Consider the following 25755-nt stretch of genomic DNA (forward strand, 5'->3'; position numbering starts at 1 on the left):
GAAACTCTCACGCAAGTGGAGGAGTGCGGCTGTTTAGACTATCAGGCGGCTGCACTCTGACGGTATGGGATGGTGGTATGAGCGTTGCAAATGCCAAGGCCAGAGCGCGTGGAATCATCTTCAGCAGCGAGGGTTTCATTGCGCACTTCTATTTGGACACGGTAAGTCAGGTAACCGTCGGATATGGCACCATGCTGCCAAATGCCGCATCAACCGCTTCCATAGAGATGCTCGTCGCTCGGACTCAGAAGATCGCGACAGCGAAGGAGAAAGCAGACGAGTGGCAAGCCATCCGCGCTTTGAGTGCCGCTGGGAGCGCCAACAACCTCACGGCGCAGGCATTTCAACGCCACGCCAGTCTCATCATGTTGAGAGGGGAGGCGGAGCGGCTTTTCGACCTGAAGCTGAACGGATTTCTAACGATGTTGCGTGCGAATTATCCAGGATTCGATAAGTTTCCCGAGGATGCGCAGGTCGCCATGCTCGATATGGCGTACAACCTCGGCAATCGTATCCATACCGTCTTCAGGAATTTCACACGTGCTGTGAACCAGCGGGGAGGGCCCGACTGGGTAGCGGTAGCGAAGCAGTCGAACCGTCCGCAACTATCCGCGCAGCGCAACCGTGAAGTATATGATCTTTTTATCGGCGCATCGAAGGTGACCAAACCATGAAGTTGGCGGTACTCGCTCTCGCGAGCCTTTCCTTGCTCGCTTGCCAGCCGGAGGCGTCGCGCAGCGAAGCCGTGGTTGCCGCGAACGACACAGTTGCGGCGACACCGACTGCACCCGCACCGCTTCCTACAGGGACTTGGGGTGCCCGCTCGAAGGGCGCGATCGTAATGGGGGACGCGACCATCGACTCCTCGCGCGTCGTGTTTACGCACGCGGGTACCGCTGCGGTGACGCCGCAGGACGGCTATGTCTCGGTTCAGTGGGAGACGCCTAAGCGCCCCGAGATCCCGCTGTGCGTGGGAGGCGAACTGCCGCAGACCGCGCAGCTTGCGGTGCAAGAGCAGGAGGGGCGGCGCGTGCTGGAGATCGCCTTCTTCCGCGGCACGGCCAAACCGGCGGCGGATCGCGATACGGACGCGACGCTGTGCCAGATCCAGTATTGGGCGGAAGCGGCCGGTTCGGAGTAGCTGGTGGTTGTCGGCGGTAAGGAGGTTCCTTACCTTACTGGCATGATCCACTCGAGGCTGACCAGCAAGGCGCAGACGACCATCCCCCGTGCGGTGCGAACCGCGCTGGGGCTGAAGGAAGGCGACCGCGTCGCCTATGAGATCGAGGGCGATCGGGTGATCCTGACGCGCGCCGATGCGGTAGACGATCCGTTCGCGACCTTCACCGAATGGGCGAGTGCCGCCGACGCGGAGGCCTATGCCAAGCTTTGAACCGGGCACGATCGTGCGGGTGCCGTTTCCCTATACCGACCGGGAGACGCGGCAGCGGCGACCGGCTCTGGTGGTGGCGGGCGACGTGGGCCCGGATGGCGCGTTGCTGTGGGTGCTGATGATTACCAGCGCGGCCAACCGGCGCTGGCCGGATGACGTAGCGATCGAGCAGGGGCATGCCGAGTGCGGCTTGCCGGCACCGTCGCTGGTGCGCACCGCCAAGATCGCGACCATCGAGGCGCGGGTGGCGGATGCGCTGGGACGGCTAGATGATGCGCGGATGGTGGAGGTTCGGACGGTGCTAGCGGAGCGGCTGGCAGCCTGAGAAAATTCGCCGCTTACAGGTCCAGGGATGGTTGAGTCGGCCCTTCTCGGGGATGCAGCTTGCCCGTCATCACCTCCGACACGCGGCCTTGGTTGATTTCCAGAAGTGCTGCGATCTGGTGATGGTACAAGCCTTGAGACTTCAACGCTCGGATTTGCTCTGCCATCTCAAACGTGACTGGCGGTGAAGGTTTGCGCCGCATGATCGACTCCCATCGTTGGGAATCATACTATTAGGCGACTTCCCACTGATTTGCGAGCCTGCGCGCTTTAAACGCACTCTACTGGTTTGAGTAAGAGGAGGCTTGGGCGCCCGCAACCTCTGCGCTCTAGGCGTACGGCCCAAACTGAAGGGCGGAAGGCTCTGCATTTTACAAAGGGGTTGAGCCATACTCCGGGTATGGATCAGTCGCCTGCCCCTCGTACGCCCCCAACCGACGCTATCGCTGCATTCGTGAAAGTGCAGCGCGCCTTCTACGGCTGGAAGCGCGATACGCTGGCCGCGATGGCTGGTGTTTCGATCTCAACCGTTGAGCGCGTCGAGCGGGGTGAGCATGTCCGCACGTCAAGTCTTGAGAAGCTAGCACTTGCACTGAACCAGCCGCCCGAGGCCTTCACCGCCAAGCGGGTGCCTCTGTCCGAAGCGGAGGCACTGGCTGCGTTCGTGCAGAGCTTTTCGTGGATCTTGGACACCGTTCCCGTGAACGTGTCTCCTCTGCGGCATGAGGCTCAGTTGCGTGCCATGGCCGATACTGAGGTCGCCGTCGTTACATCGGACTTGCAGGGCAATGAAGCTGACTGTGCAGTTGAGGATCTGCGTGAGTATCTGGACCTGACGAGCTTCGTCCGCGCCGAGAATGGAGTAGTCTTTCCGAAGCGCGAGCGTTCCTTTTCACTTCGCCGGTTATATAAGGACGTTATCGAGGCGGCGAGGGAGGTCGAGCGCGCTCATAAAGCGGTTTGTTTGATCGGCACTTACGAAGCAAAATCCAGCATGTGTTCTAACGACATCGTCCGCGTTGGGGTGGTTGCTGTTCGGTCACGGGAGAAGAACCCTGCCGCGGGAGCCATCAAGCAAATGATGGCCTTAGCCACCATCGACATGCAAGCGGCTTATGAAGCATTCAGCAAGAGGGGCGACTGATGGATATTCGTTCCTCCGGGAAGCGCTTTATGGATAGCTTCGCTGAAGAAATGGGGCGCTGGTCGGCGCGTGCTTGCGCCGCTGGCATCACGTTGATGCTCGGCCTGCTATTATCTTCTTTAGCGCTCTAGCCTTCTACTCCACCCCCGCATCCCCGGCCGCGACCGCCTTCGCCTGCGTCTCCAGCGTCCGCCCGTCGGCGAACTCCAGCCGCAGCGGCACGCTCGCGCCGGGTGTTACCTTCGCGTCCACGTCGAACAGCATCAGGTGGCGGGCGCCGGGGGCGAGCTTCACCGTCCGGCCGGCGGGAAGGGGGAGGGCTTCGAGCGGGCGCATGGTGGTGGCGGCGCTCGCGCGGCCGGCCATGCCGGGCATCGCTGCGTGGCCCGCGTCCGCCGTCTTCATCGTCTCGTGCAGCTCGGTGCGGGCGGCGGCGGGGGTGGTGACGGCGACCAGCGTCGCATCGGTCTGGCCGCCGACCAGCGTCAGATAGCCCGCCGCCGGGCGACCGGGCACGGCGGGGAGGCGGACCCAGGCGTCGTGCACTTCTAGGTCGGTGGGGCTGCAGGCGGCGAGCAGGGGAAGGGCGAGGAGCGGGGCGGCCCGGCAGACCCGGCGGAGGCGGCCAGCGAGGCGCTGGACGGGGCGGCATTCGGGGTGGCGGGGGGCGGCGGGACGGGCTTGGGCTGCGGACATGGCGGTTCCCCTGGGGCTCGGGCGGGCGGCGGGTCCGCTCCGCTTCGGTTCCCTCGGCGAACGGGATAGGTTCCGCACAATCTTGCGGCAAGCCGAACCCCACCTATATGCGCCAGCGTAACGACGCGTCGCCACCGACGGGGCGCGTTTCCAAGGCTTTGAACTCAACTGCGGGGGCCAACGAGGGAATATGGCTAAAGTAATCGGGATCGATCTGGGCACCACCAACAGCTGCGTGGCAGTGATGGAGGGCGGCAGCCCCAAGGTGATCGAGAATGCGGAAGGCGCGCGCACCACGCCGTCGATCGTCGCCTTCGCCAAGGACGGCGAGCGGCTGATCGGCCAGCCGGCCAAGCGCCAGGCGGTGACGAACCCCGACAATACCGTGTTCGCGGTGAAGCGCCTGATCGGCCGCCGCTTCGACGACCCGATCACCAAGAAGGACACCGAGCTGGTCCCGTACAGCATCGCACGCGGGCCGAACGGCGACGCGTGGGTGAAGGCGGGCGGCGAGGAATATTCGCCGTCGCAGATCAGCGCCTTCACGCTGCAGAAGATGAAGGAGACGGCCGAGAGCTATCTGGGCGAGACCGTCACCCAGGCGGTGATCACGGTGCCGGCGTACTTCAACGACGCGCAGCGCCAGGCGACCAAGGACGCCGGCAAGATTGCGGGTCTCGAAGTGCTGCGCATCATCAACGAGCCGACCGCGGCCGCGCTCGCCTATGGCCTCGATAAGGACAACAACAAGACCATCGCGGTCTATGACCTGGGCGGCGGCACCTTCGACATCTCGGTGCTGGAGATCGGCGACGGCGTGTTCGAGGTGAAGGCCACCAACGGCGACACCTTCCTGGGCGGCGAGGACTTCGATTCGAAGGTCGTGCAGTTCCTGGCCGACGAGTTCAAGAAGGCGGAGGGCATCGACCTTACCAAGGACAAGCTGGCGCTGCAGCGGCTGAAGGAAGCGGCCGAGAAGGCGAAGATCGAGCTCTCCTCGGCGGCGTCGACCGAGGTCAACCTGCCCTTCATCACCGCCGACCAGAACGGGCCGAAGCACCTGGTCAAGACGATCACCCGCGCCGACCTGGAGCGGCTGGTCGAGGAGTTGATCAACCGCACGCTCGAGCCGTGCCGCAAGGCGCTGGCCGATGCCGGCCTGAAGGCGAGCGCGATCGACGAGGTCGTGCTCGTCGGCGGCATGACGCGCATGCCGCGCGTGCGCCAGGTGGTGAAGGACTTCTTCGGCAAGGAGCCGCACACCGGGGTGAACCCGGACGAGGTCGTCGCGATCGGCGCGGCGATCCAGGCGGGCGTGCTGCAGGGCGACGTCAAGGACGTGCTGCTGCTCGACGTGACGCCGCTGTCGCTGGGCATCGAGACGCTGGGCGGGATCATGACCAAGATGATCGACCGCAACACCACCATCCCGACGAAGAAGTCGCAGGTCTATTCGACCGCCGACGACAACCAGGGTGCGGTGACGATCCGCGTGTTCCAGGGCGAGCGCGAGATGGCGCAGGACAACAAGATGCTGGGCCAGTTCGACCTGGTCGGCATTCCGCCGGCGCCGCGCGGCGTGCCGCAGATCGAGGTCACCTTCGACATCGACGCCAACGGCATCGTCAACGTTTCCGCCAAGGACAAGGGCACCGGCAAGGAGCAGCAGATCCGCATCCAGGCCTCCGGCGGCCTGTCGGACAGCGACATCGACCAGATGGTGCGCGACGCCGAGAGCTTCGCCGAGGACGACAAGAAGCGGCGTGCCGCGGCGGAAGCCAAGAACAACGCCGAGAGCCTGATCCACACCACCGAGCGCCAGCTTGCCGACAACGGCGACAAGGTCGACGCGAGCCTGAAGGCCGAGATCGAGGGGGCGGTCGCCGAGGCCAAGACCGCGGTCGAGAGCGGCGACGCCGACCAGATGACCGAGAAGTCGCAGGCGCTCGCGCAGGTGGCGATGAAGCTCGGCCAGGCGATCTACGAGAAGCAGCAGCAGGCCGAAGCGTCGCCCGACGCGCAGGCCGGCGGTGCCGCGGCCGGTGCCGAGGACGTGGTCGACGCGGAATTCTCCGAGGTCGACGACAACAAGGCGTAAGACGATGCCGGGGCGCTCCTGCTTCCACCCTGTCGTCCGGCGGGTGGGCGCGGCGAGCGCCCCGGCCCCTGCGTACCCCCGCGAAGGCGGGGGTCCAGAGCAACAGGCGGCAGCGTTCGTGGCCCTGGACCCCCGCCTGCGCGGGGGTACGGCCGGCGGAATGCGCACCTCCGGCGGCGACCGGCGGCAGATGGAAGCGGCATGACCACCGAAGTCGACTATTACGAGCTGCTCGAATGCGAGCGGACCGCCGACGCGGGGACGATCAAGTCGTCCTATCGCAAGCTGGCGATGAAGTACCATCCGGACCGCAACGCGGGCTGCAAGGATTCGGAGGCCAAGTTCAAGGCCGTATCCGAAGCCTATGAGGTGCTGAAGGACCCGCAGAAGCGCGCGGCCTACGACCGCTACGGCCATGCCGCGTTCCGCCAGGGTGGCGGCGGCGGGGCGGGCCCGCAGGACTTCGGCGGCTTTTCCGACATCTTCGAGAGCGTGTTCGGCGAGTTCATGGGCGGCCGCGGCGGCGGCGGGCGTGCCGGGCCCCGACGGGGCGCGGACCTGCGCTACGACATGGAGATCAGCCTGGACGAGGCGTTCCACGGCAAGGCGACCGAGATCACCGTCGACGTCTCCAGCGCCTGCGGCCCCTGCGGCGGCACCGGCGCCAAGCCGGGCACCGCGGCCAAGACCTGCACCACCTGCGCCGGCCACGGCAAGGTGCGCGCGCAGCAGGGCTTCTTCGTGGTCGAGCGCGCCTGCCCGACCTGCCACGGCGCGGGCCAGGTGATCGCCGATCCGTGCCCGGCGTGCCACGGCGAGGGCCGCGTCGACCAGACCAAGACGCTGTCGGTCAACGTGCCGCCCGGCGTCGACGAGGGCACCCGCATCCGGCTGGCCGGCGAGGGCGAGGCGGGCGCGCGCGGGGCGCCTGCCGGCGACCTCTACATCTTCCTCCACGTCAAGCGCCACGCGCTGTTCGAACGCGACGGCACGACGCTGTATGCGCGCGCGCCGATCAGCTTCACCACCGCGGCGCTGGGCGGGCAGATCGAGATCCCGGGGCTGGACGGCGACGTCCACCCGATCCGCATCCCGGCGGGCATCCAGTCCGGTCGCGAACTGCGCCAGCGCGGTGCCGGCATGCCGGTGCTGCAGGGCCGCGGCCACGGCGACATGGTGGTGCGCGTCGAGGTCGAGACGCCGACGCGGCTCTCGGCCAAGCAGCGCGAACTGCTCGAGGCGTTCCGCGAGACCGAGACCGGCGACGAATGTCCGGAGAGCCAGGGCTTCTTCGCGAAGCTGAAGGCGGCGCTGGGATAAAGCCTTGCGCTCCTGCGCCGGCAGGAGCCCAGGTTGCGGATCGCAGCGCCCGTGACTCTGGGCTCCTGCCGGCGCAGGAGCACGGTAGCGGCAATCCTCGCCCCTGCGAACGCCGTGACGGGCACCGGCTGCAGCGTGATTGCGGCCATCGGTGCGCGTCGATAGGCTCCCCCCAACAGGGGAGCGGAATATGGCAATCTTCCGATGGACGCGCGGCGTGGCGCTGGTGCTTGTCGCGTTGGTCGCGGCCGGAGCAGCGCCGGTGACGGCGCAAGAGGTGCCCGGCGGGCCGGTCACGCCCTATGTCGATCCGGCCAAGGCGTATCTGTTCGCGCACATGACCAAGGAGCGCTACGGCGTGCTCCATTATTCGGTCAGCCTCGACGGGCTGCACTGGACGCGGCTCAACGGCGGCAAGCCGGTGTTCGACGCCTATCACGGCCATGCCTCGATCGCGCGCGGCGGCGACGGGCGCTATTATCTGGTCGGCAACAACAGCGACGAGGATCCGCTGATCCGCTTCTGGGTCTCGGACGACCTGGTGCGCTGGGCGCCGTTCGGCACCTATCGCCCGGACCTGAAGGACATTCCCGGCCATCCCCATGCGCTGCAGCGGATCGGGGCGCCCAAGCTCACCTTCGACACGCCCTCGGGAACGTTCCTGCTGACCTGGCACACGCCCAACGAGAACGGCGACGCGCGGGACCCCGAACGCTATTGGGCGAGCCAGCGCACGCTCTACGTCCGGTCGAAGGACCTGCGGACGTTCGAGGGCAAGCCGCGCCGGCTGTTCAGCTGGGACATGGCGACGATCGACACGGTCTTGCAGCCCGATCCGCGCGGCGGCTACTGCGCGATCGTCAAGGATGAGCGCTATCCGTCGTACCAGTGGACCACCGGCAAGACGATCCGGATGAGCTGCGCGGCGCAGCTGCTGGGCCCCTATCCGCTGCCCGGCGCGCCGCTGAGCCCCAATTTCCGCGAGGCGCCGACGCTGGTGCGCGCGCCCAACGGGCTCGATTGGCTGCTTTATTACGAGCAATATGCCGGCACGAGCTATGGCCTGTCGATGGCGCCGACGCTGCAGGGGCCGTGGTACCAGGTGTCGGGCAACACCGGCGTCGCCGCGTGGAACCGGTTCGAGATGCCGGCGGGGGTGCGGCACGGATCGATGCTGGAGATCAGCCGCCAAGCGTATGACGCGCTGCGGGCCGCGTTCGACGGCGATTGAGCGTCGAGGCCGGATAGGAGGGCTAGCGGCGGCGTCCCGCCTTCACCAGCGCATAGGCCATGACCCCGCTGATCGCGGCGCCGGCGATCAGCCCGACGAGTGCGCCCCAGCGGGCGAGCTGCGGACCGCCGAGGAGGGCGCCCGCCACTAGGCCGAGCAGCGGCAGGATCAGGAGCGAGAGGCAGCCGAGCGCGACCATCGGCGACACCCTAGCCGCAAACCGCGTTAGACCGCCACCGCATCGGTGCGGCCAGGCGCGCGCGGCCAGGCGCGCGCGGTCAGCGGTCGCGGAGGCGGGCGGCGGCGGCGGCGAGCGTGGCGCGCAGTTTCGCGTCGCCGGCGCTTTCGGTGAAGAACAGGACGACGGTGTCGCCGTGCGCCGCAGCGACCATCGGCGTGAGGATCTGCGTCCCGCGAAAGAAGCGCCGCTCGCCCAGCAACGGGCGGACGCGGGCCGCAGCGACCCTGGCGTCGGCGTAGCGAATCTCGATCACACCGGCGTGGCGCGGCTTGCCGTCGGCCGGGCTGAAGCGGTGGTCGCTGCCACGCAGCGCGCGGGCGCCGTCCAGCACATTGGCGTCCACGCGCTCGCGGAGGAGCTGCCGCAGGTCTGCCGCGCTGTGTTCGCTCGTCGTGAAGGCAGTGGCAGCGTTGGCGAGCGCATAGGCTTCGGCGATCTGCTCGCGCAGCAACGTGGCGGCTCCAACCGCTGCTGTCGCTTCGCTGGCATGCGCGACCGCGCGGCGTTGCGGCGCGAACTCCAAGACGGCACCAAGCGCCAGCGCTCCAGCCGCTATTACGGCAATGTGTCGCGACAACTTCATGGTTCTGCCACCAGTGGCGGTCGAGCCGCACGATCATAGGTAATGATCAGAGAACGCGACCGCGCGATCTGGTGAAGCTGCTCGTCGCGGTTCCTGCCGTTCACGCCAGACAGCGCGATGAGAAGGTCGTTGAAGCGAACGAAGCCGCGCCGACCCATGACTTCAATGCAGCCGATGGACGCGAACAACTCCGTGTCGTTGTCCGGACCGTCGTGGATCAGGAAGTTGCCATAGACCTGCCATCCGCCGTTTTCCGGCGAGTTGGCGCTGTGCACCCGGTACGTCGGGATCCACGCCTTCACGACGTGCGTCTGCTGGTCCGCTAATCCGACTACGTTTGCAGTCCGCCCATCCTTGCAAGAGACACCGAACCGGAACACTTCGAAGTCGGTCGAAACACGGCGGCCGGCGCCGTTCGTCCCGCTCACGGTCATCCGGTAGGTCGGTATCTGAAACGTGCCGAGATGCTGACCCTTGGGGTATGCCCAGGTACTTGCCTTCCCGACTGGTGTTCCCCCGACCTTCAAACTGACTCGCCGCATTGCGTGCTCTGCCCTTGCGAAGGAAGTTTCAGCTGACACCGTAGTTAAACCGGCTGTTCTTTTGCAAGAGATTCGCGAGAATAAGCGCTTCTCGTCGCCCAAGCTCCTGAAGAGCTTTGCAACTTTTCCGAAGGCGTGTGCGCTGTTCCAGCGTGCGACTGTCCGGCGTCTAGAGCTTGGCAAGAAAGTTCGAGCGATGGACAAGTTCATCTTCGGGAGTCGAAACCGTGATGAACAACGAGGCCGGGTCGCCCCGGCCTCGCCTCATGCGCGGGTGTCGCGGCCGTAGACGTCCTTGAGGAAACCCACGCCTTTGGCGGTGGGCGTGGCGGTGAAATAGGTGAGGAACACCGGCACCGCTTGGGGCAGGGGCACGCCCTGTTCCGGCTGCTTGGCGAAGGCGGTGATCGGCTTGCCGAGCAGCCACTTGCCGAGCCCCGGCGCATCCTCCAGCCGGACGCAGCCGTTGCTGAAGTGGCGGTCGGGCTTCTGCATCAGCGCCTTTTCGTTGGTGTCGTGCAGGTAGATGCCCTGGTTGTTCGGGAACATGAACTTGACCCGGCCCATCGAATTGCCGGGGCCGGGCAGCTGGCGCACGCGCAGTTCCTGCGTGCCGTCGGCCACCGCGTGCCAGTCGATCGCCTTGCCATCGAGCTTGGTCGCGTCCGCGCTCCAGTCGGACAGCGCCTCGTAGCGCATGCCCGCCAGCGACTTGCCGCCGAGCACGCGCGGCGCGATCTTCTTCTGCACTAGGTCGGTCGGCACGTTCCAATAGGGGTTGAGGATCGCGTAGCGCACCATGCCCGCGAGCATCGGCGTCTGCGTCTCCGGCGTGCCGACGACGACGCGCATCGTCCCCACCTGCTTGCCGCCCTGGTAGAAAAACAGCCGCGCCGAGGCGGCGTCGACGACGATGTGCCGCGTCCAGGGGCCGGGCAGCAGCCGCGCGCGATCGAGATTGAGGCGCAGCCGCGCGCGGTCCTCGCCGCTCAGCCACTTGTCGGCGGCGAGCTTGCGCAGGCGGACGTACTGCGGGCTCATCCAGCCCATGTCGGCGATGTAGCTGCCGAACTGCTTGGTGAGCACCGCGGCGCGCAGCACGTCGTCCGGGCGGAGCTTGCGCGGCTTCACCTCGTCGTCGAGGTAGGTCATGCCGACGTCGCGCGGGCGGCGGACGTCGGCGACATAGTCGACGAGCGCGCGCGACAGCTCCAGCTCGGCATGGGCGACCGCGGCGGGATCCCCGCCCTTGGCCTGGCGGATCGCCTTGCGCAGCGATTCGGGGCCGTAGCTGCCGGGCTTGAGCCCGTCGAGATCGGCGGACTCGACCATCGCCACGAACGCGTCGGCCTCCGGACCGAGCGTGCCGTCCGCCGCCCAGATCGGCCAGAAGCCGCGGTCGGCGTAGAAGCCCTTCACCTTGCCGCCGGCCTGTTCGCGCAGTTGCACCGCGACCGCGCGGGTGGCGGGGGTCGACTCGGGCGCCTTGGGCTTGGCGGCGGCTTTCCTGGCGGGTGGCTTTTTGGCAGCGGCCTTGCGGACCGGCGCCTTCTTCGCGGCGGCGGCTTTCTTCTGGGCGAACGCGCGCGCGCCGTCGGACCCGGCGAGCCCGGTTCCGACGGCGGCAATCAGCAGCACCAGGGCGGGGATGCGGCAGGACCGCATCCCCGAAGCGAACGGGATCAGCCGCGTTCTCCCAGCGGGGTGGGCGCAGGCGGCGGCGGGGGCGGCGGGGCCGGCGGTGCCAGCGGGTGGTAGATGCCGTCCGCGGTGTAATAGCCGTCGATGATGCCGTCGCCATCGCGATCGGCGGCGACGCTGCCGGAGACGGCGCCCGGCGGGGGCGGCGGCACGGTGGCGACAGGCGGCTTCTTGGCGCAGGCGCCGAGCGACGCAGCGCCGGCGGCCAAGAGAATCATGGAACGGATACGCATCTTCATCCTCCCTTCAAAGGACCGGCCGACGCGTACGTGCGCCGGCCGTGCTGCTCCCCTCGCGAACGAGCGGAGCCCGCAGATGGCTACGCCGCGGCCGAACGAAAGGGGAAGCCTGTGCGCCGGGCGCAGCGGCCAATCGTTGCGCAGGCGCGACGGTGCGACGGTGTTGCAGAGTGGGGGGCGGCCACGGCGGCTCACCGCAGCAGGTGGAGCTCGGCGCCGTGCGGCGGAATCGTGCGGGCGAGGCGGTCGGTGACGGGGGGCAGGGTGGCGCCGGTCCACAGGTCGCGCACCGAGCGGGTGCCGGAAAGCCCCAGGTCCCGCAGCGCGATCGAAACCTCGCGCGGGGCGTCGCCGGTGTTGAACAGGGCGACGTAGCGGCCGGCACCGTCCTGCGGGCGCGCCGACCAGATGCGCGCGCCGTCGGCGACGAAGTGCGGGCGGTTGTCGGTACTCGCCTGGTTGACCGCCAGCACCGCCCGGTTGGTGAGCAGCGCCAGCGTCGGCGCGTCGAGGTGGCGCAGGTCGCCGCCCATGATCAGCGGCGACCGCGCGATCGACCACAGCGTCATCAGCGTGCGCTGCTCGTCGGGGGTGAAGCGGCTGTCGCGCGCGCCCAGCGCCAGCCGGCCGAGCGGCAGCATGTCGGCATCCGGCCAGCTGCCGGGACGCGCCCAGGGGCTCCAGTTCTCCAGCCGGACGAACTGCGCCTCCAGCAGCGGCCATTCGTCCCAGAAATCGTCGCTGATCCGCCACATCTGCGCGTATCGACGGACGTGATCGCCGCGCACGACCGGCGTCTCGCCGGGCGAGAGGCTGAGCACCATCGGCCGGCCGGTGGCGCGGATGGCGTGGTGCGCCGCCTCGATCTCCGGCGCGTGGGCATCGTAGGGGCGGCTCATGTCGTCCATCTTGACGAAGTCGACGCCCCAGTCGGCATAGAGCCGGAAGACGCTGTCGTAATAGGCCTGTGCGCCGGGGCGGCGCATGTCGACGCCGTACATGTCCGGGTTCCACGCGCAGATGCTGGTCCGGTCGGCGATGTCGGCGGCACGGTAGCGCGTGCCCAGGATCGGCAGGTTGCGCTCCACCGCCAGCCGCGGGATGCCGCGCATCAGGTGGATGCCGAACTTCAGCCCCAGCGCGTGCACCGCCGCGGCGAGCGGCGCGAACCCCTTGCCGCCGGCGCTGGAAGGGAAGCGGTTGGGTGCGGGCAGCAGCCGTCCGTGGCCGTCGAGCGTCGGCACCGGCGCGGCGTTGTAGGTGTAGCTCGACGCCTCCGGCTCGTACCACTGGATGTCGACGGTGAAGACGTCGTAGCCGAACGGCAGCAGCCGGTCGGCCAGGATCTGCGCGGTCTCGCGCGCCTGCGCCTCGGTGATGGTGGTGGCGAAGCTGTTCCAGCTGTTCCACCCCATCGGCGGCGTGGGGGCGAGCGTCGCCGGCGCCGCTGCGGCGGGGACGGCGGGCGCGAGCAGCGCGGCGCCTCCGGCCGAGCCCGCCGCCAGCAGCTCGCGTCGATTGATCCGCATCGTCTCGCCTCTCCCGTCGCCAGGCCGCAGCGATAGCAGCGGCGACTACCGCGACCAAGGCGCGGCGCGCGACATTTGCGCTTGGCGGCGGGCGCGGACGATGCGAGCCTGCGCGCGTTTCCGAAGGAGCCTGCCGATGCTCGCCGCACCGTTGATCGCCCTGGCCCTCCAGGCCGCCGCGCCGCCCGCCGAGGCGCCGACGCGCTGGTCGATCCTTACCGAGCCGTGCGCGAGCGCGCGGACGCGGGACGAGGACATCGTGGTGTGCGCCCGCGTCGCGCCGACCCCGCGGCTGCCGCTCCCCGACGAGCGCGGGCCGCCCGACCGGCCGGTGGCCTCCAATCCGGAGCTCACCGGCATCGGCGCGCTGCAGGCGTCGGCGCCGCCGTGCGCGACGCTGTCGGGCGGCTGCCCGAGCGGGATCGACCTGGGCAGCATGGGCGTGGCGCTGGTTCGCGGCGTCGGCAAGCTGATCGATCCGGGCAGCTGCTGCGAGGAGCCGGGCGAGGCGACCAGCGTCGGCCTGCTGGTGCGCGACATCGGCCGCGGCGTGAAGAAGATCGGCCGCAAGAAGGACAAGCGCGAACGGATTCCGATTCCGCTGTAGCGGTTCAGACGGGCCGCACCCTCAGGCGGCTGCGCTCTGCGTCAGCAGGGCGTTGAAGGCTTCGACGGGCATGGGGCGGCCGTAGAGATAGCCTTGGGCGACGGTGCAGCCGCACTTGGCCAGGGCGTCGCCCTGGGCGGGGGTCTCGACGCCCTCGGCGATCACGTCGATGCCGAGCATGCTGCCGAGGAACGCCATCGCGGTCACCACCGCGGCGTCGGCGGTGTCGTCGACGATGTCGCGGATGAAGCTGCGATCGATCTTGATGCGGCTGATCGGGTAGGATTTGAGCACGCTCAGCGAGGCGTAGCCGGTGCCGAAATCGTCGAGCGCGACGCCCGCGCCCTGATCGCGCAGCGCGCGCAGCGGGGCGAGCATCGTCTCGTCCTCGCGCAGGATGATGTTCTCCGTCACCTCGAGCTCGAGCGCGGTGGGCGGCAGGCCGTGGCGGTCGAGCGCGGCGCGGACGCGTTCGGCGATGCCGCCGTCGCGGAACTGCGCGCCGAACAGGTTGATCCCCATCACCAGATGCGGCGCGCGGGCGCGCCAGACGGCGGCCTGGGCGCAGGCGGTCTCCAGCACCCACTGGCCGACGTCGTGCGCGAGCCCGCCCGATTCGAGCGCGGGGAGGAAGGCGCCGGGCGAAAGCAGCCCGCGCTCGGGATGCTGCCAGCGCAGCAGCGCCTCGGCGCCGAGCAGCGCGCGATCGGGCAGGCGCACCTGCGGCTGGTAGTGGAGGCGGAACTGGCCTTGCGCGAGCGCGTCGCGCAGCTCGCCCTCGAACGCGCGGCGGTGGATCGCGGCGCTGCGCAGCTCGGGCGTGTAGAAGCGGTGGCAGTGGCGGCCCTCGCTTTTCGCCTGATACATGGCGAGGTCGGCGGCGGAGAGCAGGTCCTCGGCATCGACGCCGTCGCCGGGAAAGAGCGCGAGCCCGACGCTGGCGCTGACGTGCACCTCCTGGGTCTCCAGCGGCACCGCGGCGGCGACGGCGGCGGCGAGCCGCTCGGCGATGTCCACCGCATGCTCGCGCGGCTCCTCGCCGGTCAGCAGGATCGCGAACTCGTCGCCGCCGAGCCGGGCGACCGTATCGAGCGGGCGGACGCAGTCGAGCAGCCGCGCGGCGATCGTGCGCAGCACCGCGTCGCCCGAGGAATGGCCGAGCGTGTCGTTGACGTCCTTGAACCCGTCCAGGTCGAGCATCAGCAGCGCGAACGGCGTCGCCCGCTCGACCAGCGCGGCGGTGCGGGTGAGCAGCGCGGCACGGTTGGGCAGTTCGGTGAGATGGTCGAGATGCGCCATGCGGAACAGCCGGTCCTCGGTCGCGCGGCGTTCCGACAGGTCGCGCATGATCGCGCCGAAGGCGGCGTGCGGCCCTTCGAACCACATCGACAGCGAGAGCTCGATCGGAAACTCGCGACCGTCGTGGTGCATCGCGGTGAGCTCGACCTTGCGCCCGACCAGCCGCGGCGCCCCGCCGTTCGCGACGCGCAGCAGCCCGCCGTCGTGCCCGCCGCGCATCCGCGGCGGCACGATGATGTCGATGCCGTAGCCCTCGACCTGGTCGGCGGGGAAGCCGAACATCGCCTCTGCCCCGGCGTTCCAGAAGCGGATGCGGCCGTGATGGTCGGCGCAGACGATCGCGTCGGGGGAGGTGGCGGCGATGTTGCGGAAGCGCGACTGGCCGATGCGGCGCGCGAGATCGAGGCGGCGCACCTCCAGTCGGTCCATCACGATGTCGGCGAGGGCGCGCAGATTCTCGGCATCGGCGGCGGTGAAGCGGCTGCGCGGGCGGGTGTCGATCACGCACAGCGTGCCGATCGGATGGCCCTCCGGCGTGCGCAGCGGCGCGCCGGCGTAGAAGCGGATGCCGGGCGGGGCGATCACCAGCGGATTGTCGGCGAAGCGCGCGTCCATCGTCGCGTCGAGCACGACGAACACCTCCTCCTCGGCGAGCGCATGAGCGCAGAACGACACCGCGCGCGACGTCCCATCGAGGTCGGTGCCGACCGCGGCGCGGAAGAACTGCTCGTCCGCGGCGACGAAGGAGACGGTGGCGATCGCGCTGTCGAAGATTCGCGACGCGAGCCGGGTCAGCTCGCCGAGGCCCAGGTCGACCGCGGGATCGAGCGCCTGATACTGGGCGAGCGCCTCCAGGCGTTCATCCTCGTTGGGGAGGAGCGGGGGCAGGCGCATGCGATCTCCGAAAGACCCAGATCGGAGTCGCTATGCGGCGGAATTGTCTAAGTTTTGGTTAGAGCCTGCCGCGGGGCAGGCGCGCGCGGCGGGGCGGCCGGTGGCGCGGGGCGCCGACCGGCCCGTTTCAGCTCAGGCGTCGCCGAACACGCGGGCGAAGATCGTGTCGACGTTCTTGTAGTGGTAGTCGAGGTCGAAGCGCGCCTCGATCTCCTCCGGCGAAAGCGCGGCGGTGACTTCGCCGTCGGCCTTGAGCAGGTCGAGCAGCGACAGCGCGCCGTCCGATTCCCACACCTTCATCGCGTTGCGCTGGACGAGGCGATAGGCGTCCTCGCGGCTCACGCCGGCCTGGGTCAGCGCCAGCAGCACGCGCTGCGAGTGGACCAGCCCGCCCATGCGGTCGAGGTTCTTCTGCATCCGCTCGGGGTAGACGAGCAGCTTGTCCATCACGCCGGTCAGCCGTGCCAGCGCGAAGTCGAGGGTGATGGTCGCGTCCGGGCCGATGTAGCGCTCCACCGAAGAGTGCGAGATGTCGCGCTCGTGCCACAGGGCCACGTTCTCCATCGCCGGGATGGTGGCGCTGCGCACCATGCGGGCGAGGCCGGTCAGGTTCTCGGTCAGCACCGGGTTGCGCTTGTGCGGCATCGCCGACGAGCCCTTCTGCCCGGGCGAGAAATATTCCTCGGCTTCCAGCACCTCGGTGCGCTGGAGGTGGCGGACTTCGGTGGCGAGCCGCTCGATCGACGAGGCGATGACGCCCAGCGTCGCGAAGAACATCGCGTGGCGATCGCGCGGGATCACCTGCGTCGACACCGGCTCGACGACGAGGCCGAGCTTGTCGGCGACGTGCTGCTCGACGCGCGGGTCGATGTTGGCGAAGGTGCCGACCGCGCCCGAGATCGCGCAGGTGGCGACGTCGGCGCGCGCGGCGACGAGGCGGGCGCGGTTGCGGGCGAATTCGGCATAGGCCTCGGCCATCTTGAGGCCGAAGGTCACCGGCTCGGCATGGATGCCGTGGCTGCGGCCGATCGTCGGCGTGAGCTTGTGCTCATAGGCGCGGCGCTTGAGCACCTCGAGCAGCCGGTCGAGATCGGCGAGCAGGATGTCGGAGGCGCGGGCGAGCTGCACCGCCAGACAGGTGTCGAGCACGTCGGACGAGGTCATGCCCTGGTGGAGGAAGCGCGCCTCCGGCCCGGTCCGCTCCGACACATGGGTGAGGAAGGCGATGACGTCGTGCTTGGTCTCCGCCTCGATCGCATCGATGCGGGCGATGTCGAAGGGGCCGGCGGCCTCGTTGGCGGCCCAGATCTTTTCGGCCGCTTCCTTGGGCACCACGCCCAGTTCGGCGAGCGCGTCGGTGGCGTGCGCCTCGATCTCGAACCAGATCGCGAAACGGGTCTCGGGCGACCAGATCGCGGTCATCTCGGGGCGGGCGTAGCGGGGAACCATGCGGGTCTGCCTGTCTGGAGGGTCGGTTGGCCGCCGAATGCCAACGCTTGGCCCCCGAGTCGAGCGGAAAAGCCGATGGGTTGCAGGTTTGGCGGCGGTGGCAGGGTGGTGCATCCCAAGACATCGTGCCTATATCCTGTTCATAACCAGCAGCGTCCCGCCGACTATCCGACGGGTTCGCAAGTACAGAAATGGAGGCTGGAAATGTTGAAGCAGATTCTTCTGGTCGGAGCCATGAGCGTTGCTGCGCCGGCGATGGCGCAGGACATGACGGGTTCGCCCTCCGGGTCGATGGGCTCGCCCCAGACCCAGCCGCAGAGCTTTCCGCCGACGGCGACAACTCAGGGCGCGCCGCAGAGCACGACGCCGAGCACCGCGCAACCCTCCACGGCGACCACCGCGCAGCCGGCGACGCCGACGCAGATCGCCGACATCGTCGAGCAGGAGTTTCCGAAATACTCCGGCGGCAAGGACACGCTGACCCAGACGCAGTTCGGCGCATGGATGGCGTCGCTGCGATCGGCGAGCGATCCCAGCGCGACCGCCGAGAGCCCGGAGATGAAGAGCTGGATCACCCAGGCCTTCGCCCAGGCGGATACAGACAAGTCGAAGTCGGTGTCCAAGGCGGAGCTGACCGCGTTCCTGACCAAGGCGAGCGGCTGACGCAGCGCCGGCCGCGCAAGCGGTCGCCAAGTTTCCGAACTCCGGCCTCCGTCCCCGGGCCGGACCCGGCCGCCGGTTCGTTCCGGCGGCCGTTTTCGTTTGGGGGAGGGGCTCTTTAGTGCTCCCGCGAAGGCGGGAGCCCAGGGCCCCATGCGCCGCGGACGGTTGTTCCGCTTGACCCTGGGTCCCCGCCTGCGCGGGGACACGAGGGTAGGGTATGCCAACTCCTACATCAGCCCCTTGGCGCGCAGGCTCGTGTGGCCGCTGGTGCCGATGATGACGTGGTCGTGGACGGCGATGTCGAGGTGCTTGGCCGCCTGGATGACGATGCGGGTGAGGTCGATGTCGGCGCGGCTGGGGGTGGGGTCGCCGCTCGGGTGGTTGTGGACCAGGATCAGCGCCGCCGAGCCGAGCTCGATCGCGCGGCGGATCACTTCGCGTGCGTAGATCGGCGCCTGGTCGACCGAGCCTTCTGCGACCAACTCGTCGCGGACGAGCATGTTGCGCGCGTTGAGGTGGAGGACGCGCACCCGCTCGATCGTGTGATAGGCCATTTCGGCGTGGAGATAGTCGAGCACCGCCTGCCAGTTGGACAGGACCGGTCGCGCCGCGATCTCGCCCTGCAGCATCCGGATCGCGGCGGCGTGCGCGATCTTGAGCGCGGCGACCGCGGTGTCGCCCATGCCGGGCACCCGCGCGATCGCGCGGGGATCGGCCGAGAGCAGCCCGCCCAGCCCGCCGAACTCGTGGAGCAGCGCCTTCGCCAGTGGCTTGGTGTCGCGGCGCGGGATGGCGAGCGCCAGCAGATATTCGATGAGCTCGTGATCGAGCAGCGCCTCGCCGCCGCCGTCGAGCAGCCGTCCGCGCAGCCGCGCGCGATGGCCGGTGCCGTCGGTGCTCGGTCCATCGGGCGCGGAGGCGTTCATGCAGGGTAGAGGCTAGGCGGTGCAGACGGGCCATGCAATCGCGACGCTTGACCCGCCGGACGGGTATCGTAACGATCGCCGGATGGGAGAATGGTGCACGGCGTGACGTCTGAGACTATCGACACGCCGGATGGCCCCACGCCCGACGGGATTCCGGGGCGGCGGCGCTGGTCGCGCCGCCGGCGCGCCGCGCTGGGGGTGGCGCTCGTCCTGCTGCTGGCGCTGATCGCGCTGTGGCTCGCCCGCCGGCCGATCGCCGACAGCTATGTGCGCCGCGCGCTCGCCGACCGCGGGGTGCCCGCCCGCTACAGGATCGAGGAACTGAGCTTCGGGCGCCAGCGGCTGACCGACGTGGTGATCGGCGACCCGCGCAATCCCGATCTGGTCGCCGACTGGGCCGAGCTGCGCACGCGGGTGACGCTCGCCGGGCCGGAGGTGACGGGGGTGCGCGTCGGCCGGGTGCGGCTGCGCGGGCGGCTGGTCGACGGCACCGTCTCGCTGGGTGCGATCGACAGGCTGCTGCCGGCTCCGTCGGGCAAGCCGTTCGCGCTGCCGGCGCTCGACGCGCGGATCGGCGACGCGCGGATGCGACTGGAGACGCCCGGCGGGGTGGTCGGCCTCAAGCTCAGCGGCAGCGGCCGGCTCGACGACGGCTTCTCGGGCGATCTGGCGGCGGTGTCGGAGCGGCTGGCGGTCGGCAGCGGCTGCGCCGTCGCGAAGCTGCAGGCGGCGGTGGCGATCCGCATCACCGACGCGCGGCCGAGCATCGCCGGACCGGTGCGCGCCGCGTCGCTGGCGTGCGGCGACACGCGGGCCGCGGGGCTCGCGACCCGGCTCGACGTGACGCTCGGCGAGCGGCTCGACCGCTGGCAGGGGAACGCCCAGCTGGCGGTGGCCGATGCCGCCGGGGCGGGCGCGCGGGTGCGTGGGCTCAAAGGCCGCGTCGACTTCACCGGCAGCGCGCGCGACACGCAGGGCAGCGCGTCGCTCGAAAGCGGCGCCTTCGCGGCGGCCGGGGTCGGCGGCGCGGGGCTGGCGATCGACGGCCGCTATCGGATCGGCGCCCGGCAGGCGTTCGCCGGCACCGCCAGTGCAACCGGCGTGGCGCTGCCCGAAGCGATGCTGCGGCAGGTCGCGGAGCTCGGCAGCACGGGTGCGGGATCGCCGGTCGGACCGCTGATGGCGGCGCTCGCCAACGCCGGGGTCGCGGCGGGGCGGCGGTTCGACGCGGCCGCGCAGCTGGACGTCGCCAACGGTGGCGAGGGCGGGCGGCTGCTCGTCCGCCGGCTGAGCGCGGATGCGGCGAGCGGCGCGTCGGTGGTGCTGGCCGGCGAGGGCGTGGCCTATGATTGGCCCGACGGTGCCGCGCGCCTCAACGGCACGCTGACGATCGGCGGCGGCGGATTGCCCGAGGCGGTGGTGCAGCTGGCGCAGGCGCAGCCGGGCGGGGCGGTAACGGGCAGCGCGATCTTGCGGCCTTATGCGGCGGGCGGGGCGCGGCTGGCGCTGACGCCGGTCGCCTTCACCCGCGCCCGCGACGGCAGCACGCGCTTCGACACGCAGGCGACGCTGAGCGGGCCGCTGGGCGACGGGCGGGTCGAGGGCTTGCGCGTGCCGCTGTCGGGCCGCTGGGACGGGCGCGCCGGCGTGGTGGTGAACCCGGAATGCGTCGGCGTCGGCTGGCAGCGGCTGGCGGTGTCGTCGCTGGTGCTCGACGCCGCGCGGCTGCGGCTGTGCCCCACCGGCGGCGCGCTCGTGTCGGTCGGGCGCGGCGGCCTCTCCGGCGGCGCGCGGCTGGGCGCGACGCGGCTGGGCGGCACGCTGGGAAGCACGCCGGTGACGCTGGCGATGCGCGGCGGTCGGTTCGGGCTGGCGGACTTCGGTTTCGCGCTCGACGGAGTCGAGACCCGGCTGGGCGCGGCGGAGCGGGTGAGCCGGCTCGACATCGGCCGGCTGGAGGGGCGGATCGCGGGCGGCGGCGTCGGCGGGCGCTTCGCCGACGGGGCGGGTCAGATCGCCAACGTGCCGCTGCTGCTGTCGGGCGCGGCGGGCGACTGGCGGTTTGCGGGCGGCACGCTGCGGCTGACCGGCGGGCTCAAGGTCGACGACGCGCAGACCGAGTCGCGCCGGTTCGAGACGCTGGCGAGCGACGACGTCGCGCTGACGCTGGCGGGCAACGCCATCGCCGCGACCGGGACGCTCAAGCACCCGGCCAAGGGCGTGACCGTCGCGACGGTGCGGATCGCGCACGAACTCGGCAGCGGCGCGGGCGAGGCCGAGCTGAAGGTGCCGGGCATCGCCTTCGGCCCCGATTTCCAGCCCAACGAACTGACCCCGCTGACCTTCGGCGTGATCGCCGACGTGAAGGGCAGCGTGTCGGGCGAGGGGCGGATCGCGTGGAATGCGCAAGGCGTGACCAGCGGTGGCGTGTTCCGCACCGCCGGCACCGACCTGGCGGCGGCGTTCGGCCCTGCCACCGGCATTTCGGGCGAGGTGCGCTTCACCGACCTGCTGGGGCTGGTGACCGCGCCCAACCAGCTGCTCACCATCGCCGAGGCGAATCCAGGCATCCCGTTCAAGGACGGGCAGCTGCGCTATCGGCTGATCGCGGGTCAGCGCATCCAGATCGAGGGCGGGCGCTGGCCGCTCGCCGGCGGCGAGATGGTGCTGGAGCCGACGGTGCTCGACTTCGCGCCGCAGACCGAACGGCGGATGACCTTCCGCGTCACCGGCGTCGACGCCGGGCTGTTCCTCCAGGAGTTCGCGTTCGAGAACCTCAACGCCAGCGGCACCTTCGACGGGGTGCTGCCGATGGTGTTCGACGCGCGCGGCGGGCGGATCGAGGGCGGGCGGCTGGTCGCGCGCGAGGGCGGCGGCAACCTGGCCTATGTCGGCGAGGTGACGAAGGAGGACATCGGCGTCTGGGGCAATCTGGCGTTCCAGGCGCTGAAGAGCCTCGACTACCGGAACCTGACGATCGAGATGGACGGGCCGCTGGCGGGCGAGATGGTGACCGCGATCCGCTTCGCCGGGGTGAGCCAGGGCGAGGGTACGAGCTCCAACTTCCTGATCCGCCGGCTGGCGCGGCTGCCGTTCGTGTTCAACGTGCGGATCAAGGCGCCCTTCCGCCAGCTGATCGATTCGGTGCAGAGCTATTACGACCCGAGCCGGCTGATTCAGCGCAACCTGCCCGCGCTGATGGACGCGCAGGAAGCGCGCGAGCGGCAGCAGGGCGCGCCAGCGACGGTGCCGCCCGCAGCGGCGACCCCAAAGCCCGTTCAGCCCCCGGTAAGCGAGGATAGGCCATGACCAACAGCGTGAGGCGTGCAGATGCGTAGGTGGATTTCGGCGGCGCTCGGTGCCGCGATCGTGACGGCGAGCGGCGGATGCGTGAACGTGACCGCGCCCGACAAGCCGATCGAGATCAACCTCAACATCAACATCACGCAGGAAGTGGTGTATCGTCTGGACGGAGAGGCGAAGAGCCTGATCCAGCAGAACCCGGGGATATTCTGATGCGCAAGGCAATGAAGTTCGTGTTCGCGGCCGCAGCGGCGGTCGCCGTCACCGGAATCGCGGGCGCCGCCTGGGCGCAGCGCGACCCGGCCTATGAGGCGGCGCGCGCCGCAGGCAAGGTCGGCGAGCAGCCCGACGGCTATCTCGGCATCGTCGGTGACGCCACGCCGGAGCTGCGCGCGCTGGTCGCCAACATCAACATTCAGCGCAAGGCCGCCTATACCCGCGGTGCCGGCAACGGCGCGACGATCGAGCAGTTCGCGTTCGTGTCGGGCTGCAACCTGATCGCCAAGACCAAGCCGGGCGAGAAGTACAAGGGCCCCGACGGCAGCTGGAAGACCCGCGGCGGCGGCGCACCGGAGCGCGACCCGCGCTGCGTTTGAGGGGGGGGCGGGTCGGATACCCGGCCCTCACCCCTCGCGCGCGTCCGCGCGCCAGGCTCGGATGGCCTGGGTGACGGCATCCGCGAACTCGGCCTCGCGGTTGCGGGTCCGGTATGGGGAGGTGCTGATCTTCAGGATCGGCACGCCGTTGTGGATGTCCTGCGCCAGCCGGTCCAGATACGCGCGGCCGCCGCGCGCATAGGCCTGCCGCTCCTGCGCGTTCAGCTCGATCAGCCAGGAATAGCCGAGCGCGCTGTGGTTGCAGTAGGCGTCGAAGAGCAGCGCGTCGCCGGCAGCGAGCAGGAACCAGCTGTAGGGCGCGTGATCGATGACCTGCATGGTGCTCTTCCTGGTGAAGCGTACGCGACCGACGACCGGCTGGCCATTGTCCAGGATGCCACGGCGGGCTGCAACCGGATCGTTAGGACCTGGTCGGACGTCCCCGAACTCCTGCTGTCCTTGAGACCGGCCGTCATCCTGACGAAAGTCAGGATCTCGTGCCGCTGGGGCGACGTTGCGTGACATAACCGGGAGATCCCAGCTTTCGCTGGGATGACGTTTGGGGGAGGCGGGAGTGCCGGAGAGCTTGCCGGGCTGCTTCCGCTCGCCCTCCCCATTGTCGCCGCTGGCGGTAGCTTCTAGGCTTCGCGCCGTCCGGGGCGCAGCCGCCGCGTCGGGCCGCGGGGGAGGGGGCATGGCACCGGCGCAGTTGAGCGTGATCTTCTTTCTGGAGCTGTTCGCGATCGTGGCGGTGGCGCGCGGCGTCGGGTGGCTCGCGCGGCGCTTCCTGGGGCAGCCGCAGGTGGTGGGCGAGATGATCGCCGGCGTGATCCTCGGCCCCTCGCTGTTCGGGCTGCTCGCGCCCGAGCTCCAGGCCGCGCTGTTCCCCAAGGAGGCGCGCGGCATGCTCTACGTCGGCGCGCAGCTCGGCGTCGGGCTCTACATGTTCCTGGTCGGGCTCCAGTTCCGCGGCGATCATTTCCGCCGCCAGGCGGGGAGCGCCGCCGCGGTGTCGCTGTCGGGAATGGCGGCGCCCTTCCTGGTCGCGGTGGCGATCACCCCCCTGCTGCTCGGCGTGCCCGGCCTGTTCGGTGCGGGCGTCACCCCGGTGCAGGCGACGCTGTTCCTGGGCGCGTGCATCGCGATCACCGCGTTCCCGATGCTGGCGCGGATCATCCACGAGCGCGGGCTGGCGGGATCGCCGCTCGGCACGCTGTCGCTGTCGGCGGGCGCGATCGACGATGCTGGCGCGTGGACGGTGCTGGCGGTCGTGCTCGCGACCTTCGGCGACGGGCCGTGGGTGGCGGTGAAGGCGATCGGCGGCGCGATCCTGTTCGCCGCGCTGGTGCTGGGGGCGGGACCTCGACTGCTCGCGCCGCTCGGCCGGCGTGCGGCCGAGCGCGGCGGGATCGGCCAGGGGGAGCTGGCGGTCGCGCTGATGCTGTTTCTGTTCGCCGCCTTCGCGATGGATGCGGTGGGGATGCACGCGGTGTTCGGCGGCTTCCTGCTCGGCACGGTGATGCCGCGGGGTGCCTTTGCCGACGGGCTGCGGCGGCAGCTGGAGCCGATCACGGTGGTGCTGCTGCTGCCGATGTTCTTCGTCTTTTCGGGCCTCAACACCCAGTTGACGCTGGTCGACAACCTGGGCCTGCTGGGGGTGACGCTGGCGATCCTCGCCGCGTCGGTGCTGGCCAAGGGCGGCGCCTGCTGGGTGGCGGCGCGGCTGACGGGGCAGGACAATGCCACCGCGCTGGGCATCGGTGCGCTGATGAACGCGCGCGGGCTGATGGAGCTGATCATCATCAACATCGGCCTGCAGCGCGGCATCATCGGCCCGGCGCTGTTCGCGATCCTGGTGCTGATGGCGATCCTGACCACGCTGATGGCGTCGCCGCTGTTCGAGCTGGTCTATGGCCGGCGTGCTCGACGAGAAGGCGCGCTGGGCACCCTCGTCGAGGAAGAGGGCATCAGCGCGCGCGAGGCGGTCACCGCGCGCTGATTCCGATCACGGCCGGCGGGTGGTACCCTCCGGCTGGACGCGCGGCGCGAACTCCACGAACGCGGTCATCGCCGTCCAGACGGCAAGCGTCGGGATCAGCTTGGGCGGCAGCGTCGTGCCCGCCGGACCGATCAGCGTCACGACCTGCGGCAGGCAGGCGATCCCGAGCGCGGTGTAGAGGAAATAGACGAGCCGCCGCCGGCTCGACGAGATATAGAGGATGCTGATCACGATCGCCGAGCACAGAACCAGCACGAGCGTGAAGCCGGCGGTCTCCAGCGTCTCGGTGCCCGCCAGCACGAAGCCCAGCACCGCCCCGAAGAAGATGTTGATCCCGTTGAGGTTGGCCCGATATTCCGCGTCGGTCATGCGGGCGCCGTCGAACAGATGCCTGGCGAGTTTGCGCACGGCGTGCCTCCCCCCTGTTTCCCGTTGCGCAGCATCGCCCGAAGGCGCTGCCTTGGCAACGCCCCAGCGGTTGCGGGGCCTGTGGCGGCGATGCTGCACCCGTGCCGCGTGAGGCTATGCGAACCTGTTACAAAGGTTGACTTGAAAGCGACCCCTTCCTAAACGGGCGCCGCCTTGGCGGGGTTGCTCGCCGTACATGCGTTCCTTCCCCCGACAGCGATTTTGGAGTGGACGGCGCATGGCGGAAAACGACCCCGGGCAGGACCCCTACGGTACCGAGGATTCGCGCCTCGTGTCGCTCGAACAGCGGCTCAAACAAGCGAATCAGGCGGAAGCCGTGCGGACGGGGCGTGCGAAGGCGGGGGTCGATCGGAACTATTCGCTCGGCAACCGCGTGCTCGCGACGCTCCTCGGGTCTCTTGCTGGCGGCGCGCTGATCGGCTGGTTGCTCGACCGCTGGTTCGGAACGTCCCCGTGGCTCCTGCTCACGCTGCTTGCCCTGGGGGTAGGCGCCGGGTTCAGGAACATCATCAGGATGGCTGGCGAGCGCCCGGAATAACCGGGCGTTCG

At 69.6% G+C, this 25755-nt stretch carries 28 protein-coding genes; 16 read left to right on the forward strand and 12 right to left on the reverse strand.

All coding sequences use genetic code 11. From position 1 onward, the window contains the following. Positions 1–77: 77 nt before the first annotated feature. From ACBY01_RS13295 to ACBY01_RS13320, 6 genes are all read left to right on the forward strand, one after another. The gene (locus ACBY01_RS13295) at positions 78–674 is read left to right on the forward strand and encodes a hypothetical protein (RefSeq protein WP_416461375.1); all 597 of its coding nucleotides are present in this window, start codon (positions 78–80) and stop codon (positions 672–674) included. A gap of 167 nt (positions 675–841) precedes the next feature. Beyond that, positions 842–1141 carry a hypothetical protein gene (locus ACBY01_RS13300; RefSeq protein WP_416461376.1) on the forward strand — a complete coding sequence of 100 codons (300 nt, stop codon included), beginning with the start codon at positions 842–844 and terminating at the stop codon, positions 1139–1141. A 42-nt stretch (positions 1142–1183) separates the two neighbouring features. After that, the gene (locus tag ACBY01_RS13305) at positions 1184–1393 is read left to right on the forward strand and encodes an AbrB/MazE/SpoVT family DNA-binding domain-containing protein (protein WP_416461377.1); all 210 of its coding nucleotides are present in this window, start codon (positions 1184–1186) and stop codon (positions 1391–1393) included. Beyond that, positions 1380–1718 (forward strand): type II toxin-antitoxin system PemK/MazF family toxin, encoded by a 339-nt coding sequence (locus ACBY01_RS13310; protein WP_416461378.1) that lies wholly within the window; start codon positions 1380–1382, stop codon positions 1716–1718. The genes ACBY01_RS13305 and ACBY01_RS13310 overlap by 14 nt, the downstream gene beginning before the upstream one ends. A gap of 453 nt (positions 1719–2171) precedes the next feature. Further along, positions 2172–2861 (forward strand): helix-turn-helix domain-containing protein, encoded by a 690-nt coding sequence (locus ACBY01_RS13315; protein WP_416461379.1) that lies wholly within the window; start codon positions 2172–2174, stop codon positions 2859–2861. Beyond that, positions 2861–2992 (forward strand): hypothetical protein, encoded by a 132-nt coding sequence (locus tag ACBY01_RS13320; RefSeq protein ID WP_416461381.1) that lies wholly within the window; start codon positions 2861–2863, stop codon positions 2990–2992. Before ACBY01_RS13315 ends, ACBY01_RS13320 begins: the two co-directional genes overlap by 1 nt. Positions 2993–2996: 4 nt before the next feature. Here ACBY01_RS13320 and ACBY01_RS13325 read toward each other — a convergent pair whose 3' ends face one another. Then, complete coding sequence (locus tag ACBY01_RS13325) at positions 2997–3557, reverse strand: copper chaperone PCu(A)C (RefSeq protein WP_416461382.1); 561 nt, start codon at positions 3555–3557, stop codon at positions 2997–2999. A gap of 190 nt (positions 3558–3747) precedes the next feature. Between ACBY01_RS13325 and dnaK the strand changes: the two genes are divergently transcribed. The 3 genes from dnaK to ACBY01_RS13340 all read left to right on the forward strand — a co-directional run bounded on the left by dnaK (position 3748) and on the right by ACBY01_RS13340 (position 8206). Further along, the gene (gene dnaK / locus ACBY01_RS13330) at positions 3748–5655 is read left to right on the forward strand and encodes a molecular chaperone DnaK (protein ID WP_416461383.1); all 1908 of its coding nucleotides are present in this window, start codon (positions 3748–3750) and stop codon (positions 5653–5655) included. A gap of 201 nt (positions 5656–5856) precedes the next feature. Continuing rightward, positions 5857–6975 carry a molecular chaperone DnaJ gene (gene dnaJ / locus ACBY01_RS13335; RefSeq protein WP_416461384.1) on the forward strand — a complete coding sequence of 373 codons (1119 nt, stop codon included), beginning with the start codon at positions 5857–5859 and terminating at the stop codon, positions 6973–6975. Between the two features lie 190 nt (positions 6976–7165). Further along, positions 7166–8206, forward strand: a complete 1041-nt coding sequence (locus tag ACBY01_RS13340; RefSeq protein ID WP_416461385.1) for a glycoside hydrolase family protein — start codon at positions 7166–7168, stop codon at positions 8204–8206. A 22-nt stretch (positions 8207–8228) separates the two neighbouring features. Here the strand turns inward: ACBY01_RS13340 and ACBY01_RS13345 are convergent, their stop codons facing one another. From ACBY01_RS13345 to ACBY01_RS13370, 6 genes are all read right to left on the reverse strand, one after another. After that, positions 8229–8405, reverse strand: a complete 177-nt coding sequence (locus ACBY01_RS13345) for a hypothetical protein (protein WP_416461386.1) — start codon at positions 8403–8405, stop codon at positions 8229–8231. 79 nt (positions 8406–8484) lie between these two features. Beyond that, positions 8485–8970 (reverse strand): hypothetical protein, encoded by a 486-nt coding sequence (locus ACBY01_RS13350; RefSeq protein ID WP_416461387.1) that lies wholly within the window; start codon positions 8968–8970, stop codon positions 8485–8487. Between the two features lie 56 nt (positions 8971–9026). Next, a complete protein-coding gene (locus tag ACBY01_RS13355; RefSeq protein WP_416461388.1) occupies positions 9027–9458 on the reverse strand; it encodes a hypothetical protein in 432 nt (143 codons plus the stop codon). A gap of 378 nt (positions 9459–9836) precedes the next feature. After that, the gene (locus tag ACBY01_RS13360; RefSeq protein ID WP_416461389.1) at positions 9837–11210 is read right to left on the reverse strand and encodes a L,D-transpeptidase family protein; all 1374 of its coding nucleotides are present in this window, start codon (positions 11208–11210) and stop codon (positions 9837–9839) included. A gap of 44 nt (positions 11211–11254) precedes the next feature. Further along, positions 11255–11506: a hypothetical protein gene (locus tag ACBY01_RS13365; protein ID WP_416461390.1), complete on the reverse strand. Its 252-nt coding sequence runs from the start codon at positions 11504–11506 to the stop codon at positions 11255–11257. Between the two features lie 197 nt (positions 11507–11703). Beyond that, the gene (locus tag ACBY01_RS13370) at positions 11704–13041 is read right to left on the reverse strand and encodes a glycoside hydrolase family 27 protein (protein ID WP_416461391.1); all 1338 of its coding nucleotides are present in this window, start codon (positions 13039–13041) and stop codon (positions 11704–11706) included. A gap of 136 nt (positions 13042–13177) precedes the next feature. Here ACBY01_RS13370 and ACBY01_RS13375 point away from each other — a divergent pair, with 136 nt between their 5' ends. Beyond that, on the forward strand, positions 13178–13648 hold the full coding sequence (locus tag ACBY01_RS13375) for a hypothetical protein (RefSeq protein WP_416461392.1): 471 nt from the start codon (positions 13178–13180) through the stop codon (positions 13646–13648). Between the two features lie 21 nt (positions 13649–13669). Here the strand turns inward: ACBY01_RS13375 and ACBY01_RS13380 are convergent, their stop codons facing one another. Next, positions 13670–15841 carry a putative bifunctional diguanylate cyclase/phosphodiesterase gene (locus ACBY01_RS13380; protein WP_416461393.1) on the reverse strand — a complete coding sequence of 724 codons (2172 nt, stop codon included), beginning with the start codon at positions 15839–15841 and terminating at the stop codon, positions 13670–13672. 132 nt (positions 15842–15973) lie between these two features. Continuing rightward, the gene (purB, locus tag ACBY01_RS13385; protein ID WP_416461395.1) at positions 15974–17290 is read right to left on the reverse strand and encodes an adenylosuccinate lyase; all 1317 of its coding nucleotides are present in this window, start codon (positions 17288–17290) and stop codon (positions 15974–15976) included. A gap of 234 nt (positions 17291–17524) precedes the next feature. On the opposite strand from purB, the gene ACBY01_RS13390 reads away from it, so the two are divergent. Beyond that, entirely contained in the window at positions 17525–17953 is a 429-nt protein-coding gene (locus tag ACBY01_RS13390; protein ID WP_416461396.1) for a hypothetical protein, read from the forward strand. 227 nt (positions 17954–18180) lie between these two features. Here ACBY01_RS13390 and radC read toward each other — a convergent pair whose 3' ends face one another. Next, positions 18181–18879 carry a RadC family protein gene (gene radC, locus ACBY01_RS13395; protein WP_416461398.1) on the reverse strand — a complete coding sequence of 233 codons (699 nt, stop codon included), beginning with the start codon at positions 18877–18879 and terminating at the stop codon, positions 18181–18183. Positions 18880–18981: 102 nt separating this feature from the next. Here radC and ACBY01_RS13400 point away from each other — a divergent pair, with 102 nt between their 5' ends. Genes ACBY01_RS13400 through ACBY01_RS13410 form a run of 3 tightly spaced genes read left to right on the forward strand, consistent with a single transcriptional unit; the run spans position 18982 to position 22778 of the window. Beyond that, on the forward strand, positions 18982–22188 hold the full coding sequence (locus ACBY01_RS13400) for an intermembrane phospholipid transport YdbH family protein (RefSeq protein WP_416461399.1): 3207 nt from the start codon (positions 18982–18984) through the stop codon (positions 22186–22188). Positions 22189–22209: 21 nt separating this feature from the next. Next, the gene (locus tag ACBY01_RS13405; RefSeq protein ID WP_416461400.1) at positions 22210–22395 is read left to right on the forward strand and encodes a YnbE family lipoprotein; all 186 of its coding nucleotides are present in this window, start codon (positions 22210–22212) and stop codon (positions 22393–22395) included. After that, the gene (locus ACBY01_RS13410; protein ID WP_416461401.1) at positions 22395–22778 is read left to right on the forward strand and encodes a YdbL family probable chaperone protein; all 384 of its coding nucleotides are present in this window, start codon (positions 22395–22397) and stop codon (positions 22776–22778) included. The genes ACBY01_RS13405 and ACBY01_RS13410 overlap by 1 nt, the downstream gene beginning before the upstream one ends. Before the next feature lie 27 nt (positions 22779–22805). Here the strand turns inward: ACBY01_RS13410 and ACBY01_RS13415 are convergent, their stop codons facing one another. Then, positions 22806–23117 carry a hypothetical protein gene (locus ACBY01_RS13415; RefSeq protein WP_416461402.1) on the reverse strand — a complete coding sequence of 104 codons (312 nt, stop codon included), beginning with the start codon at positions 23115–23117 and terminating at the stop codon, positions 22806–22808. Between the two features lie 355 nt (positions 23118–23472). Between ACBY01_RS13415 and ACBY01_RS13420 the strand changes: the two genes are divergently transcribed. Continuing rightward, on the forward strand, positions 23473–24777 hold the full coding sequence (locus ACBY01_RS13420) for a cation:proton antiporter (protein WP_416461403.1): 1305 nt from the start codon (positions 23473–23475) through the stop codon (positions 24775–24777). Positions 24778–24783: 6 nt separating this feature from the next. Here ACBY01_RS13420 and ACBY01_RS13425 read toward each other — a convergent pair whose 3' ends face one another. Further along, positions 24784–25185: a hypothetical protein gene (locus ACBY01_RS13425; RefSeq protein WP_416461405.1), complete on the reverse strand. Its 402-nt coding sequence runs from the start codon at positions 25183–25185 to the stop codon at positions 24784–24786. Positions 25186–25423: 238 nt separating this feature from the next. On the opposite strand from ACBY01_RS13425, the gene ACBY01_RS13430 reads away from it, so the two are divergent. Beyond that, on the forward strand, positions 25424–25744 hold the full coding sequence (locus ACBY01_RS13430) for an AtpZ/AtpI family protein (protein WP_416461406.1): 321 nt from the start codon (positions 25424–25426) through the stop codon (positions 25742–25744). Positions 25745–25755: the final 11 nt, after the last annotated feature.

The sequence above is a fragment of the Sphingomonas mangrovi genome, assembly GCF_047975845.1.
Taxonomy (GTDB): Bacteria; Pseudomonadota; Alphaproteobacteria; order Sphingomonadales; family Sphingomonadaceae; genus Sphingomonas.

Excerpts from the sequence above, each read along its gene's own strand:
- ACBY01_RS13295 (WP_416461375.1), top strand. The coding sequence starts at position 78 with ATGAGCGTTGCAAATGCCAAGGCCAGAGCGCGTGGAATCATCTTCAGC.
- ACBY01_RS13300 (WP_416461376.1), top strand. The coding sequence starts at position 842 with ATGGGGGACGCGACCATCGACTCCTCGCGCGTCGTGTTTACGCACGCG.
- ACBY01_RS13305 (WP_416461377.1), top strand. The coding sequence starts at position 1,184 with ATGATCCACTCGAGGCTGACCAGCAAGGCGCAGACGACCATCCCCCGT.
- ACBY01_RS13310 (WP_416461378.1), top strand. The coding sequence starts at position 1,380 with ATGCCAAGCTTTGAACCGGGCACGATCGTGCGGGTGCCGTTTCCCTAT.
- ACBY01_RS13320 (WP_416461381.1), top strand. The coding sequence starts at position 2,861 with ATGGATATTCGTTCCTCCGGGAAGCGCTTTATGGATAGCTTCGCTGAA.
- ACBY01_RS13325 (WP_416461382.1), bottom strand. The coding sequence starts at position 3,557 with ATGTCCGCAGCCCAAGCCCGTCCCGCCGCCCCCCGCCACCCCGAATGC.
- dnaK (WP_416461383.1), top strand. The coding sequence starts at position 3,748 with ATGGCTAAAGTAATCGGGATCGATCTGGGCACCACCAACAGCTGCGTG.
- dnaJ (WP_416461384.1), top strand. The coding sequence starts at position 5,857 with ATGACCACCGAAGTCGACTATTACGAGCTGCTCGAATGCGAGCGGACC.
- ACBY01_RS13340 (WP_416461385.1), top strand. The coding sequence starts at position 7,166 with ATGGCAATCTTCCGATGGACGCGCGGCGTGGCGCTGGTGCTTGTCGCG.
- ACBY01_RS13345 (WP_416461386.1), bottom strand. The coding sequence starts at position 8,405 with ATGGTCGCGCTCGGCTGCCTCTCGCTCCTGATCCTGCCGCTGCTCGGC.
- ACBY01_RS13365 (WP_416461390.1), bottom strand. The coding sequence starts at position 11,506 with ATGCGTATCCGTTCCATGATTCTCTTGGCCGCCGGCGCTGCGTCGCTC.
- ACBY01_RS13370 (WP_416461391.1), bottom strand. The coding sequence starts at position 13,041 with ATGCGGATCAATCGACGCGAGCTGCTGGCGGCGGGCTCGGCCGGAGGC.
- ACBY01_RS13375 (WP_416461392.1), top strand. The coding sequence starts at position 13,178 with ATGCTCGCCGCACCGTTGATCGCCCTGGCCCTCCAGGCCGCCGCGCCG.
- ACBY01_RS13380 (WP_416461393.1), bottom strand. The coding sequence starts at position 15,841 with ATGCGCCTGCCCCCGCTCCTCCCCAACGAGGATGAACGCCTGGAGGCG.
- purB (WP_416461395.1), bottom strand. The coding sequence starts at position 17,290 with ATGGTTCCCCGCTACGCCCGCCCCGAGATGACCGCGATCTGGTCGCCC.
- ACBY01_RS13390 (WP_416461396.1), top strand. The coding sequence starts at position 17,525 with ATGAGCGTTGCTGCGCCGGCGATGGCGCAGGACATGACGGGTTCGCCC.
- radC (WP_416461398.1), bottom strand. The coding sequence starts at position 18,879 with ATGAACGCCTCCGCGCCCGATGGACCGAGCACCGACGGCACCGGCCAT.
- ACBY01_RS13405 (WP_416461400.1), top strand. The coding sequence starts at position 22,210 with ATGCGTAGGTGGATTTCGGCGGCGCTCGGTGCCGCGATCGTGACGGCG.
- ACBY01_RS13410 (WP_416461401.1), top strand. The coding sequence starts at position 22,395 with ATGCGCAAGGCAATGAAGTTCGTGTTCGCGGCCGCAGCGGCGGTCGCC.
- ACBY01_RS13415 (WP_416461402.1), bottom strand. The coding sequence starts at position 23,117 with ATGCAGGTCATCGATCACGCGCCCTACAGCTGGTTCCTGCTCGCTGCC.
- ACBY01_RS13420 (WP_416461403.1), top strand. The coding sequence starts at position 23,473 with ATGGCACCGGCGCAGTTGAGCGTGATCTTCTTTCTGGAGCTGTTCGCG.
- ACBY01_RS13430 (WP_416461406.1), top strand. The coding sequence starts at position 25,424 with ATGGCGGAAAACGACCCCGGGCAGGACCCCTACGGTACCGAGGATTCG.